The sequence below is a fragment of the Paenibacillus spongiae genome, from assembly GCF_024734895.1.
Taxonomy (GTDB): Bacteria; Bacillota; Bacilli; order Paenibacillales; family Paenibacillaceae; genus Paenibacillus_Z; species Paenibacillus_Z spongiae.
The window spans coordinates 5,978,317-5,991,265 of sequence record NZ_CP091430.1 but is presented as its reverse complement, the minus strand read 5'-3'; the positions used below and the strand labels follow the sequence as shown (position 1 = coordinate 5,991,265).

Here is a 12,949-nt window from a genome sequence, read left to right as displayed (position 1 = left end):
TTCAATGATTTGATTTTTTTAATTCAGAATGAACCAGATCTTTCGCCGCTTGAACCACATGTCGAACGGAAAACCCGAAATGCTCCATTACTTCGCTTCCCGGTCCGGAAGCTCCGAAGGTTTCGATCGACAAGACTTTGCCTTGCGCTCCGGCATAACGCTCCCAGCCTAGAGCAATTCCTGTTTCCATTGCGATCCGTTTGGAAACCGCAGCAGGAAGCACGGATTCCTTATATTCATCGGTTTGACGGTCGTAGAGCTCCCAGCTTGGCATGGCGACGACACGTACGGAGAGCTTGTCTTTCTCCAGCTCGGCTTTCGATTGTACGGCCAGGGATACCTCCGAACCGGTAGCGATCAGGATGAGATCCGGCTGCTTGTCCGTTTCGGCGAAAATATAAGCTCCCTTGGAAACTTGATCGATATTAGCCTTTGTATGCTCGTAAACAGGCAAGTTTTGTCGGCTAAGGACAAGTGCCACCGGCCCATCCGTTTGTTGCAAGGCGTATGCCCAAGCACTCGCGGTCTCGTTCGCATCGCTCGGACGAATAACCGTAAGTCCCGGAATGGCCCTTAAAACCGCCAGTTGCTCGATCGGCTCATGAGTAGGGCCGTCTTCGCCAACCGCAATGGAGTCATGCGTGAATAGATAGATGAGAGGCAGTTTTTGCAGAGCCGCCAGACGTATGGATGGCCGCAAGTAATCGCTAAATACGAAGAACGTGCTCACGAATGGTTTTACGCCGCCATGCAGCGCCATCCCGTTACCCGCTGCGCCCATTGCATGCTCGCGTACCCCAAAGTAAACATTCCGTCCGGAATAAGACTCAACGGCAAACTTTCGATCTCCCTTCATATCCGTCATCGTGGAGTGGGACAAATCTGCGCTGCCGCCAAACATGGACGGTACCTTTTGGACAAAATGCTGGATTGCTTCGCCGCTAGCTACCCGGGTCGATACCGCTTTTGACTCGTCAAACGTCAAGATATCCGCCGCTTCAAGCAGCACGCTGCCGTTCATGGCATCTTCGAGCTCTTTGCCCAATTCAGGATAAGCCGCTTTATAGGAGGAGAACAGCCGGTTCCATTCCGATTCATGAGCCGCTCCTTCTTTCTGCAATGCCGCAAAATGGGCTCTTACCTCATCAGGCACGAAGAAATCTTCGCTATAGCTCCAACCATAGGCCGCTTTGGTCGCTTTGGCTTCTTCGACGCCGAGAGGATTTCCATGCGCCTTATTGGTTCCCGCCACCTTCGGGCTTCCGAAACCGATGATGGTCCTGATTTCAATCAGGGTTGGCTGCTGAGAATGCAGCTTTGCCGCTTCAATCGCTTTTGTAATCTCCGAGAGGTCATTCCCGTCTTCAACCCGCAAGTACTGCCAGTTTGCCGACTCGGCTCTTTGCTTCATATTTTCCGAGAAGGAAAGGTTCAAGCCACCGTCAAGCGAGATATCGTTGGAATCATATAAAGCGATCAATTTGCCAAGTTTCATGTGGCCCGCCATGGACATGGCCTCGTAGGATACGCCCTCCATCAAGTCTCCGTCTCCAACCAACGTGTAAGTAAAGTGATCGATGACAGGGAAGCCGTCCCGGTTAAATTTCGAAGCTAGATGAGCTTCTGCCATTGCCATTCCTACCGACATTGCAATCCCTTGCCCAAGCGGACCTGTCGTAGCTTCTACGCCGTCCGTATATCCAAACTCGGGATGTCCGGGTGTGCGGCTGTTCAATTTGCGAAATTGCTTCAAATCATCGATCGTTACGTCATATCCCGTGAGATGAAGCAGGCTATACAACAAGCTGGATCCGTGGCCAGCCGACAGTACAAACCGGTCGCGATTAAACCATCGGGAATGCTTCGGGTTATGCTTCAAATGATTTGCCCACAAGGCGTAAGCCATCGGGGCGGCCCCCATTGGCAATCCCGGATGACCGGAGTTCGCGCTGTTGATGGCATCGATAGATAATGTCCGGATCGTATTAACAGCCAGCTGTTCAATGGAGTTGTTTTTCATATTCTTCTCCTTTAATGGTTTTGTTATGATCGGTCGGTTCAGAGTCCAACCACCATGTATACCCATCCGCTTCTAATAATTGATCGGAGGCTGCCGGGCCATTAGAGCCTGCGGGGTACGCTTGGAGAGGAATCCGATCTTCTTCGAAAGCATCGAGTATCGGCTGCACCCATTTCCACGAAAGCTCAACCTCATCCCAGTGCACAAAGAAAGTGGAGTCTCCACGTATGGCATCGAAAATCAACGTTTCGTAAGCCTCGGGCGCATTTTTTTCGCTATCGGAATAGTGGATGCGTATCGGTTCAAGCTTGCCGTCTTGCAAAGGATCTTTGCGGTTCAGCTGGATGAAAATCCCTTCATTCGGATTGATATCAATCACCAGAAGGTTGCGAGCCTTGGTTTGATCGCTGCTTCCGCCTAACGGCTCTTTAAATTCGACCACGATACGCGTGGACTTTTCCTTCATTCTTTTTCCGGTGCGAATATAGAAGGGAACGTCACTCCAGAAGAAATCATCAATCCACAAGCGGGCGGCAATAAAGGTATCGTTAGTCGAGAATTCGGCAACTCCCGGTTCTTGCGTATAACCCGGGACATGCTTCCCTTCGATCTCTCCCGCCGTATACTGGCCGCGAACGATATGATGCGAAATATCTTCTTTCTGCAGCAGCCGGAGCGATTCCATCACTTTTCTTTTCTTAAACCGAACTTCATGAGCATCGCATTTCTTCGGAAGCTGCATACTGAACATCATCAGGATTTGCAGCATATGATTTTGAAACATATCTCGAATAGCCCCGGCATGATCGTAATATCCGGCTCTTTCTTCTACCCCGACCGTTTCGCTTGCCGTAATTTGGACGTTGGCAATATAGTGGTTTGACCATAAAGCTTTCAGGATGGGGTTGGAGGATTCAAGAATTTCAAGGTTCTGGATCATGGGCTTTCCAAGGTAATGATCGATTCGATAAATCTCATGTTCCTCGAAGCTTGAGCTTAATTGCTCATTCAGGTACCGAGCCGATTCCAAATCGCGGCCGAAGGGCTTCTCGATAATCAGACGTTTCCAGCCGTCCGTAGAGCCCAATCCGCTCTCATTGATGTTGGAAGCAATGACGCCAAAAAACTCCGGAGCTACCGAAAGATAAAACATTCGATTCTCCCGTATATTCAATTCCTTCTCGCGCCGTTGTACAAGCTCCAGCAGCTTCCGGTAATCTTCAACATGATTCACGTCCAACGTACGATAACGAAAAGCTTGCAGGAAAGCATTCAAACGAGATGGATCATTCGCCGATCGTCTGGAAAAAGTAATTAAGGACTGCTCTACATGCTTATGAAACTCTTCATCCGATAACGTTCTTCTTCCTAATCCTATGATGGAGAACGATTCAGGAAGTTTGTGATCGATAAACAGATTGTATAAGGCAGGGTAGATTTTTCGTTTCGCCAGATCCCCTGTCGCGCCAAACAAAACAAATGATGTCGGATCCATATTCGATACCTCCAGTCGGGTTTGCCTGATAAAAGACTACGCAGGCAGCCGATTGCTCTCTAATTAGGTTACATTTAATTACCTGTTAACTTTACATGCCCAATAATAACTGCAATCCATACGTTCGTCAATACTTTTTGTCCAATTTGTGAAAACCCTTATGATATCTCTTTTTTGATAACGTTTTCTATGGTAGTATTAGTAATAAACAGGTTTTTTACGTTGTTTTCTTATTACTTATTCGGATAATAAATTATAATTAGATAACATATAGTAACCATCGTAAGAAGGAGGTCGGCACCAATGATCGAAGAAAAACACCAGCATCTTTTATGCGAGAAAGTAGAATTAGCGTATCAACTGATCGAAAAAAAATGGGTGAATTCCATTATTCATACGTTACTGGAGGAGCCCAAACGATTTAGCGAAATTCATGCGTATATTCCCGATCTCAGCAAGCGCATGCTTAACGAACGAATCAAAGAGCTGGAGGAATGCGGAATTATTATCCGTAATGTCATCACGGAACGTCCTATTCGTACCGAATATTCGTTAACCAGAAAAGGAACGGAGCTAGGGAAGGCGCTTAAAGCGGTGGAGGAGTGGGCTGAAAAGTGGTTGTAAGACGTTCTTCCAACATTAATGAGACGAGTGCAGTCTTTCTCGCATTTTGCTAAAGGATAATCCGAACTAACTACAAGCCCCTGCCCTCTACATTGCGCAGGGGTTTTCGTATTTATGCGATGTGGCCGGTTTTCTACAGCAGGTTGAGATGGTTTCCAACAAAACGAACCGCCTGAACGTTATATGCACAAGGAGGTGAACCATGAACCTGGATGAAGCTCTAGAGGCCGTCGCCGGCGGTGATGCAGGCGCGCTCAAACTGGTATACGAGGAGATGCGCTCCATCGTGTATGCCTTGGCGCTCTCGATCGTCCGGAATAAGCCGGCTGCTGAAGATATCCTGCAGGAAACCTTCGTCCGCGTCTATGAGAAGGCGGGAACCTACCGGGCAGGCTCCAATCCCAAAGCTTGGATCGTCACGATCGCCAGGAACTTGGCTTACGACGTATTAAGGCGAGAAAGCAAATCAAGGTCCGGCGAAATCCAAGAAGTCATGTGTACGGCCGGAGACTCGATCGAGCAGCGATTAGCGCTCACCGATGCTCTGTTCCAGCTCGAAGTGATGGAACGTCAGATTGTCGTCATGCACGTGGTGGCGGGGCTGAAGCATCATGAAATCAGCACGCAGCTGGGGATTCCGGCGGGAACGGTCAGATGGAAATATCGTCAGAGCTTATCGCGGCTGGCAGACATGATGGGAGGCGATCACGATGAGGAAGGAACTGCTCATGTTCGGGCTAAAAGATGAACTTACCCGCAGCGTTCCCGACGTGTGGGATGACATTCACAAGCGAATTGCGCATCATACCGCTGCAGCTCTGCTGCAGGAGCTGGACGGCATTCCTTCTCCTGAGGGAAGACTTTTCGGCGAAATGAGAGAACAAGCGAAGCAAACGATATTGGGACGGGGAGCGTGAAACAGATGCCGCAGGATGAATTTAGACTCTATTGGGAAAAGAATGAGAAGTTCAGATTACTGGAAGAGGTTGAGGCGCAATATGACGAAATAAAATGGCAGCAAGCCGTTCAATTGTATAAAGACGCATTGGAGCAGCAGCCGAATAACCCGGAATATTTGCATTCCTACGGGTATTTATTGGAGATGCGGGCCAACCGAATGCTGCGCGAAGCGGCCGGATGCTACCAGAGCGGACTGGAGAGCCCCTTGATCCAACAGCAGTATGCGTGGATGAGCGGGAAGCTTCACGCACAGCTGATCAGCGTCCGCCGGCAGCTGTCCGAGAATCATCAATCCATTGCTTTCTACAAAAAGCTGTTGACGGAGTCGCCGGACGATCCCGAAGTCTATTGCTTCTTGATCCAGTGCTATCTTAATGCGGATCAGGTGCATGAAGCAGGAAAAGTGGCGGATGCGGGATTGAAGCTGTTCCCTCAATACGGGACATTGATGTACTACCTTGGAGAAGTTGCGGCACGCGGGGGTCAGACCGAAGAAGCGCTGCGCGCTTGGGAGCAATCCGCCTTGCTCGATCAGCAGCTTATAGACGGACGATTCAGCAGAGCGTTCCTATTCGAACGGGAACAACGTCTGGCGGAGGCCGCCGAGGAGTGGAGATGCATTGTCGCGTTCATGGGGAAATACGGCTTCAATGACGATTTTCCAAGCCGCGAGCTGAAGCGGATCGAACAAGCGCTAGGGAAGTAATATGGTCGGTCAGTGATGAAGTGCACCCCTTAGAATGGACATTGGAATAACACTTGGTTAAATCCGATGTAATGAGCTGCGACACTTGCCCTAAATGATTGCCACGGTGGCAATGAATAAAGATAAATTTATGGCAACCTTATACCTCCATGTTGCAGCCTTGCTGTGCTAAACCGGGTAGAAAAAACAATATTGTAGGATCTTATCATCGTCTTAATGTGCTAGACTACCCATATAACATTTGTTAGGGGTCCATAAGAAGATGAAGACATTCACCATCATGTACATTGAGGACGATCAGGAAATTGGTTCCTGGTCCAGAGACTTTTTGATCGGGCAAGGTTATGAGGTGATCTGGAAAACTTCTGGCCATGATGCGGAGGAAGTATTAGAGCGATGCGATTTGGTCATTGTGGACATTATGCTTACGGGTCTGGACGGATTCACGGTTGGTCAACGGCTTAAACGGATCAATCCCGCCATTCCCATCCTGTTGCTTACGGCCAGAACCGCGATCGAAGATAAGCTGACAGGCTTGTCCTTTGCCGATGATTACATGACGAAGCCGTTTCATCCGGATGAGTTGGCTGCCCGAATTCAAGTGCTCCTCAGGCGCTCCGACGTTGCTGCACCGGAGCAACTTCAGATCCGTCATTTAACGATCGACCGGAAAGGACACTGTTTATGGGATTCCGAAACCGGGGAAGAGATTATTCTTACAGGTAAGCAGTTCCATATATTCATGTATTTCCTGGACCATCTGAATCAGGTCTTGACCCAGAAACAGATTTATGAGGCTGTTTGGGGCGAGCCGCATTTGAACGGAGATAAAACGTTGACCGTGCATATTCGGCATCTGCGTGAGAAGATCGAGCGCGATTCCGGTTTCCCCAAAATTATCGAGACAATCCGTGGTGTCGGATACAGGGTGCGATCATGAGAATCCGAGGATCGTTAATGAGCAAGTACCTGATCCTTATTTTGACGGCATTACTGCTGTGGCCGATTATTCCGGCGATGTTTTATTTACCGGGTTATATGCTCAGGGATCATCCGCTGCATCGTCCGGAGGAGATCACTCGTATGTGGCGGCAGGAGGCAGTCAAGCTGGACGGTGCCGGAAGGGATAGGATTCATGAGAGACTGGGTGAGTTGAACGCAGACTATCCGGATGCTGAGATGTTCTGGGTGGATCCGACGGGGAAAACGAATGCTGTCATGAACCGCCCGGAAGATATACCCGAACGGTGGACTTATATGGATGCTCTCACCTTCCGGACTCAAGACTATGTACATGAGATGTTTGCCATAACCTCTCTAATCGGAGACGATCCGAAGCAAGGGTTTATGGTGATGCGGCTCCCTGAATCCCATATCGTTACGGCGGAAATGTCGCTTTCGGGAAACAAGCTGCTTGTCCTTTTGTTTTTCATAATCTGTCTATCCTTCTTCATACTGTCCTGGCTTTTCTTCGTTCGTCTTCGCAGAAGACTGGTCAAGCTTCAATCAGCAATGAAGGTAAACGGTATAAACGAGATTCCAGATGAAGTAGTTATTAGCAAGGATGACGAGATCGGAGAGCTCGAAGGAGCATTTAACCGGATGGTCCGGGAGCTCAAGGACAGCCGCAATCGGGAGCGGGAGGAGGAGGAGCTGCGCAAGCAATTCATTTCCAATATATCTCATGATCTCCGGACGCCGCTGACTGTGATCCGGCAGCATGCCCATACCGTTCGCAAAGACCCGGCTTCTTCCCAGGGACAGGCTTCACTTTCCGTCATCGAGCATAAGCTGGATGAAGTAGGCAAGCTGATGGATAACCTTCTGTCATACACACTGCTTTCGGCGGGGAAGTATTTGCTTCGCTTGCAAACAATCGATATCGCTGAAGAAGTCAGGAACCGGGTTGCCGAGTGGTATCCGGTATTCGAGGACAAGGGCTTTGATGTACATGTCGAGCTGCCTGAGCTTCCGTTAACATGGGTTGCCGACCCGCTGTGGTTTAACCGGATTCTTGACAATGTGTTTCAGAACGTGGTGCGTCATGCTGGTTCGGGCCGGTACATCGGCATTCAAATCGTCGTTCTCAAGGGGCTGACGATGCTTGTCGTGAAAGACAAAGGTCCTGGCACCTCAAGTGATTCACCTGAGAAAGGAGCGGGGATCGGGTTGTCCATCGTATCGATGATGGCCAAGGAGATGGGCATGAACTGGAAATTGGAATCCGGCGCAAACGGAAGCCAATTGTATATATGGACGGAAAAGAAGCTTCAGTTTGAGTCATCTTAGATGAATTGCATGCAGCTTCTTTAACTGTAGATAAGGATCGGTTGATCGTAGATCGGGTTGCGGCCATTGCTGAAAACCCAACTTCCAGTTCGATTACATTATGCACAGGCCAATAGCCTGTGTTTTTTTATATTTGTAAATCAATATAGGAGCCATTCCTGTAATGAATGAATTCGAGGATGAGAGCACCTAGAGCCCTCCCGTGGAAGAATTTAACCTAAAGTTAAACTTAAGGTCACTTTACTTTTCGATAAGGGAGATAGAATGGGATATGAGGCGATGAGAACATTATAGCAGGGTATGTTGCATATGCCTGGGCGGATATGTGCCGGGTTAGCTCCTACTGTACAATTGAGCCGATCACGCCATAAGCAGATAGAGTTATCTAGGAGGTAAGTAACAAACATGCAATCTAACAATATGACAGTTTCGGCAAAGCCGGAGGCTCCGCATTGGATGAAGCTGAGTAGAATTTGTGGCTACAGCGCTGCCATAGCGGTGACTCCGTATCTACTGATTAAAGTCGCTTGGACTTTCGGTCTCTTCTTACCGACCGAGCAGATGGGTGACGCTAGCTGGCGCGCGATCAACGCAGCTACCGTAGTCCTATCTACTATCGGCATTCTGCTGGCGCTGGCTTTCAGCAGGCCGTGGGGTGCACGTCTACCCGCATGGCTGGTTGCCTTTCCCGTGTGGGTGGGCACCGGTCTGCTCGTTCCCATGCTGATCTTGGCACCGGTTCTCGGCCCGGCAGCCATGTCTCGGGATAAGGAGGCGGGCGCCGCCGACGTCTGGGTCTACGAGCAATTCTTCGTCATGGTTTCGCTGGTTGGAGTCGGCATTTGTTTGCCGATCGCCCTAGCCGGGTACGCAAAGGCACGGTGGCCGGAGGCATTCGGCGGTTCACTCGACTATAGGAAGTTGAAGGGAAATACCTGGGAGTTGCAGCATACCTTGGCCAGGCTCGTTGGAGCCGGCTGTATCCTGCTGGGTATCATCAAGGTGTTCTGGGCGGCGGGTGGCACGCTCGGCATTGATCCGGCGAGGCTGGGCGAACGCGATGTGTGGTGGCATCTGCTAACGTTGAGTTCTGGAGCATGGTCCATAGCGGGGGCGTGGGGACTGTTGGCGCTAACTTCCCGCAACGGATCTCGAAGGTTCCTGCCACCTATGGCGTCGGCATGGATTTCGTCGGGAATGCTGTTCTCTTACAATTTCTTTTCCGCCATTCGCGCGGATTCGCAGTTTTCCCCGGAGTACACGCTGCTGCGGGTGCTGACCACGGAGGCTGGTATCGTCCTGAGCGTGATGATGGGGATGATCATTCTGCTCGTGCTGCACGATCGACGACGAGCCTTGGATGAATAAAACATTAGAACTGGGCTGCCACTGGATTGATCGACAGTCTGTCTGCTCATCCGACCGTTCAGTGCTCTTATTCGCTGGCTGATTCTTGCGACCATCCGGCGGCACGCGCTTTAACGTACTGCGAACAACAAGAATCTCTGACAGGCATGGCATCAACGAAAAGTATGCGGTGTTGAAAATGTGTTGGTATGGTGATGGAGACATATTCACTGGAGGTGTATGGGTATGGATTGGCATAGTATTGCATTGACGGCGGGCGGGGCTATCGGCGGCGGCACGGCAGTAGTTCACGGAATACTGATGCAACGGCTGATAATCAGGCAGATCGATGCGGTTTTTGTGGCGGATGGACGGATATCTGCACCGATGCAAAGGCTATTGAAGTTGCTTTTACATTTCACCTCGTTCAACTGGTTACTCAGCGGGCTCGCCTTGATCGTCGCCGCCATCTGGTTCGAGCAGAGTGCAAAGCTCGCGACGGGCCTACTTGCCGGCAGTTCATTTCTTTATGGTACTGTAATATCACTTTGGGTAACTCGCCGTCTTCATCCTAGCTGGATCTTGCTGGCCGTTGCGTTCATACTGATCGTTTTGGGATTAATACCGGGAACCGACGGTTCTGTTTAAAGTAGGCGTGAGCGACCCGCGGGACGAATAAGCAGCTAGTGTTGTGAACGTTATGAGCCAGAGGGCTGATGTATTTTACTCTGAGGAAAATAGGAGTTTAAATGCCGAGATTAAGCCAGTTTCTTCAGCTCTTGGAACGAACTAAAGATAATCGAACATCATCCAAACGGCGCCGGGCTCACGGTTGATGAAGATGTGATAATTATGAGGTGATAACGATGAACGTTAAGAAAAAAAATTGGGCAGGGTATGCGGCGTTCGTATGCGGGTTGTTATATGCTCTTCCGCACTTTTGGTGGGGCCTAGGAGTTTCGTTTGGTTTCCCGGGAGATTTTGCAACGGCACCGGACGAAGCGGAGTCACGAATCATTGGCTATTGGGTTATGGGGGTGCTGGCCGTGTTTGCTTCCCTGTTCGGATTATCATTCGTTTATCAATGGGGGGAGAAACTCCCTAGATGGCTGAAGGTCATTCCTGCATGGGTCGGATGTGCTGGATTATCCGTATGGGGTTTTAGCTTCTTTGTTTTGAAGTTTCAATTTGCAATCGGACGCGTTGTGTCCGCTCCCGCTTTTGCTTTACAAGATGCAAGCCCGATGGCAGCATGGGGATATGTATGGTACTCACTGTTCCTTGGTTGGGGGATCTCGCTAGGCTTAGCTGCATATATCGAGTCAAAAGTTACAAAATCAGCAGTCATTACTAATTGACTGGGGGCATAGATGAATAGAGAACCGCCGGGCAGGCGGAGATAGCCCAGTAATGATATCTAGGTTATTAGGTATGTCCAGGGAAGCCCCCACTTCTATAAGTGGTGGGAGCATGTCACGTTCGTCTCGCTGAACTGCAATCACACCCTATGATAGACCATTACGTGAGCTTTTGCCAGGCGCACATCTCCTACATTCAAAGAGAGCTGGAGGACCTCCGGCAAAGATTCAAAAACAACGAAGGCCAGTTGAATTCCGTTATTTCCGTGATGAATCGCAACATTCAAGTGTGGAAATCCAATCCGATCTTGAAATTGTTCAAACCATGTTGAATGAACAAGGAGGATGAGCGGTGACGCAACTTTCAATGCCACCTTTCAACGTATCAAGGAATGCCGGAATGGCTTCACCGCTCCATATTCTCATTATAGGAGGGGGCATCGGCGGCTTATGTTTGGCCCAGGGGCTGAAGCAAGCCGGCATCAGTGTCGCAGTGTACGAACGCGACCGCACCCCTACAGCGCGCGAGCAGGGTTACCGCATTCACATCGATCCGACTGGCAGCCGATCGCTTCACGAATGTCTACCTCCTGTCTTATGGAACGCTTTCGTCGCTACAGCTGGCAATCCCGGCACAGGTTTCGGTTTTCTCACCGAACGGCTGCGGAAGCTCGTCATTGTTGAAGATGAGATTTTTACCGGTGGAGTGTACGATCCCGCTGAAGGCCACCATGCAGTTAGTCGGCTCACGTTGCGTCAGATTCTGCTGGCCGGCCTCGAAGATATGGTTATCTTTGACAAAGAGTTCGTCCGTTTCGAGCAATCTCCCGACGGGAAGATCACCGCCTTTTTCTCTGACGGTTCGACGGCTATTGGCGACCTTCTAATAGGAGCGGATGGCGCGAACTCCAGGGTGCGTCGTCAGTTCTTGCCTCATGCCGAACGTGTGGATACGGGGGCCGTCGGCATTGGCGGCAAACTTGAGTTGACGGACAGGACTCGAACCTGGTTACCTGACCGAATTAAGCGCGGGATGAACGTTGTACTAGGGCCCCGTCATTTCCTCTTCACCGCCGTTTTCCAACGGCGGCTCAAACAGAGCGACATTTTACTCCATCTAGGCGATGATATTAGGGCAGTTGGTTTGAATCCGGAAGAGCTCCTTCAAAACCTTGAGAACCGTGACTACATTCTCTGGGCCTTCATTACTCGTCGGGATAACCCCTTCTTCGTTTCCGATAATCTGCGCGGAGATGCCTTACAAGGTCTGGTTAACCGGATGATCAATCATTGGCATCCCGACCTGCGCAGAATCGTTACCGAAACCGATCCCTCCACAATCCAAGCGTTCCCTTTCCGAACATCGATTCCGGTAAAACCATGGAAGACGACAAATGTTACGCTGATCGGTGACGCAATTCACAGCATGACTCCGGCTGGAGGGATCGGCGCCAATACCGCACTCCGCGATGCGTGCCTTATCTGCGGGCAATTGATATCCGTCAACCGAGGAGAATCGGCGCTGCTTCCTGCAATCGAAGGCTATGAGACACAAATGCTGAAATATGGCTTTGCCGCCGTGAAGGATTCGCTTCGCAACACCAAACAAGCCATTGCCAACCAAGCAGCGCGATTGGCGGGCAAAAGCTTTTTGAAGCTTTGCGGAGTCTTGCCACCGCTTCGCCGCGCCGTCTTCAATGAAAGGTGGTCCGATCACAGCGACTTGAGTTAACGGAGGCCCGCCAACAGCTACGGAAAAGAAGTCAGCAAAATCGCGATACAGCACAAAGTTGAAAAGGGCTTTTGCCGATTGACCACAGCGGAAATTTTTTAAGGATGATCCATACTCTATTTGCGGATATAGGAAATGATCCTGCACCTATTTTTATATCCGCTATTTTTGAGGCAAGAAGCGAAGATAATAAAGTAAACCTCAATTCAATGTTCATCGAGTAATAGGAAATTATAATTGTTCATTCCACTACAAAATCCAAAGAGCCAAAAAAACAAAGCTAGAATCCCTTGAGATTCAAGGCTTTGTTTATAGTTGGCAAAGTGTTGGATTAAGTTACAAGCTGCGGCATTTTCCCCTGCCCTAAATTTCCATTTGACTGCCCTATTGATTGGATGATAGAATTGAAAAAATTTAC

12 protein-coding genes are annotated in these 12,949 nt (G+C 49.7%); 10 read left to right on the top strand and 2 right to left on the bottom strand.

Features of this window, described 5'->3' with window-relative positions:
* Window position 1: 1 nt before the first annotated feature.
* Both tkt and zwf read right to left on the bottom strand, forming a co-directional pair.
* The gene (tkt, locus tag L1F29_RS27005) at window positions 2-2,020 is read right to left on the bottom strand and encodes a transketolase (protein WP_258385123.1); all 2,019 of its coding nucleotides are present in this window, start codon (window positions 2,018-2,020) and stop codon (window positions 2-4) included.
* Window positions 2,001-3,515: a glucose-6-phosphate dehydrogenase gene (gene zwf, locus L1F29_RS27000; RefSeq protein ID WP_258385122.1), complete on the bottom strand. Its 1,515-nt coding sequence runs from the start codon at window positions 3,513-3,515 to the stop codon at window positions 2,001-2,003. The genes tkt and zwf overlap by 20 nt, the downstream gene beginning before the upstream one ends.
* A gap of 303 nt (window positions 3,516-3,818) precedes the next feature.
* Between zwf and L1F29_RS26995 the strand changes: the two genes are divergently transcribed.
* The 10 genes from L1F29_RS26995 (at window position 3,819) to L1F29_RS26950 (ending at window position 12,531) form a co-directional block, all read left to right on the top strand.
* Complete coding sequence (locus tag L1F29_RS26995) at window positions 3,819-4,139, top strand: winged helix-turn-helix transcriptional regulator (protein WP_258385121.1); 321 nt, start codon at window positions 3,819-3,821, stop codon at window positions 4,137-4,139.
* A 202-nt stretch (window positions 4,140-4,341) separates the two neighbouring features.
* Entirely contained in the window at window positions 4,342-4,887 is a 546-nt protein-coding gene (locus L1F29_RS26990) for an RNA polymerase sigma factor (RefSeq protein ID WP_258385120.1), read from the top strand.
* Window positions 4,850-5,056: a hypothetical protein gene (locus L1F29_RS26985; RefSeq protein ID WP_258385119.1), complete on the top strand. Its 207-nt coding sequence runs from the start codon at window positions 4,850-4,852 to the stop codon at window positions 5,054-5,056. Before L1F29_RS26990 ends, L1F29_RS26985 begins: the two co-directional genes overlap by 38 nt.
* Before the next feature lie 5 nt (window positions 5,057-5,061).
* The gene (locus tag L1F29_RS26980; RefSeq protein ID WP_258389818.1) at window positions 5,062-5,805 is read left to right on the top strand and encodes a tetratricopeptide repeat protein; all 744 of its coding nucleotides are present in this window, start codon (window positions 5,062-5,064) and stop codon (window positions 5,803-5,805) included.
* A gap of 262 nt (window positions 5,806-6,067) precedes the next feature.
* A complete protein-coding gene (locus L1F29_RS26975) occupies window positions 6,068-6,745 on the top strand; it encodes a response regulator transcription factor (RefSeq protein ID WP_258385118.1) in 678 nt (225 codons plus the stop codon).
* Window positions 6,746-6,762: 17 nt separating this feature from the next.
* The gene (locus L1F29_RS26970) at window positions 6,763-8,094 is read left to right on the top strand and encodes a HAMP domain-containing sensor histidine kinase (protein ID WP_258385117.1); all 1,332 of its coding nucleotides are present in this window, start codon (window positions 6,763-6,765) and stop codon (window positions 8,092-8,094) included.
* Between the two features lie 420 nt (window positions 8,095-8,514).
* Window positions 8,515-9,462 (top strand): hypothetical protein, encoded by a 948-nt coding sequence (locus L1F29_RS26965; protein ID WP_258389817.1) that lies wholly within the window; start codon window positions 8,515-8,517, stop codon window positions 9,460-9,462.
* Between the two features lie 225 nt (window positions 9,463-9,687).
* Window positions 9,688-10,089 (top strand): hypothetical protein, encoded by a 402-nt coding sequence (locus L1F29_RS26960; protein ID WP_258385116.1) that lies wholly within the window; start codon window positions 9,688-9,690, stop codon window positions 10,087-10,089.
* 218 nt (window positions 10,090-10,307) lie between these two features.
* The gene (locus tag L1F29_RS26955; protein WP_258385115.1) at window positions 10,308-10,799 is read left to right on the top strand and encodes a DUF3995 domain-containing protein; all 492 of its coding nucleotides are present in this window, start codon (window positions 10,308-10,310) and stop codon (window positions 10,797-10,799) included.
* A 352-nt stretch (window positions 10,800-11,151) separates the two neighbouring features.
* Window positions 11,152-12,531 (top strand): FAD-dependent oxidoreductase, encoded by a 1,380-nt coding sequence (locus L1F29_RS26950; RefSeq protein ID WP_258385114.1) that lies wholly within the window; start codon window positions 11,152-11,154, stop codon window positions 12,529-12,531.
* Window positions 12,532-12,949 lie beyond the last annotated feature (418 nt).

What these genes read in the sequence shown, in the direction of transcription:
- L1F29_RS26990 (WP_258385120.1), top strand. Translation starts at nt 4,342, where the DNA reads ATGAACCTGGATGAAGCTCTAGAGGCCGTCGCCGGCGGTGATGCAGGC.
- L1F29_RS26995 (WP_258385121.1), top strand. Translation starts at nt 3,819, where the DNA reads ATGATCGAAGAAAAACACCAGCATCTTTTATGCGAGAAAGTAGAATTA.
- tkt (WP_258385123.1), bottom strand. Translation starts at nt 2,020, where the DNA reads ATGAAAAACAACTCCATTGAACAGCTGGCTGTTAATACGATCCGGACA.
- L1F29_RS26955 (WP_258385115.1), top strand. Translation starts at nt 10,308, where the DNA reads ATGAACGTTAAGAAAAAAAATTGGGCAGGGTATGCGGCGTTCGTATGC.
- L1F29_RS26975 (WP_258385118.1), top strand. Translation starts at nt 6,068, where the DNA reads ATGAAGACATTCACCATCATGTACATTGAGGACGATCAGGAAATTGGT.
- L1F29_RS26970 (WP_258385117.1), top strand. Translation starts at nt 6,763, where the DNA reads ATGAGCAAGTACCTGATCCTTATTTTGACGGCATTACTGCTGTGGCCG.
- L1F29_RS26960 (WP_258385116.1), top strand. Translation starts at nt 9,688, where the DNA reads ATGGATTGGCATAGTATTGCATTGACGGCGGGCGGGGCTATCGGCGGC.
- L1F29_RS26985 (WP_258385119.1), top strand. Translation starts at nt 4,850, where the DNA reads ATGAGGAAGGAACTGCTCATGTTCGGGCTAAAAGATGAACTTACCCGC.
- L1F29_RS26965 (WP_258389817.1), top strand. Translation starts at nt 8,515, where the DNA reads ATGACAGTTTCGGCAAAGCCGGAGGCTCCGCATTGGATGAAGCTGAGT.
- L1F29_RS26980 (WP_258389818.1), top strand. Translation starts at nt 5,062, where the DNA reads ATGCCGCAGGATGAATTTAGACTCTATTGGGAAAAGAATGAGAAGTTC.
- zwf (WP_258385122.1), bottom strand. Translation starts at nt 3,515, where the DNA reads ATGGATCCGACATCATTTGTTTTGTTTGGCGCGACAGGGGATCTGGCG.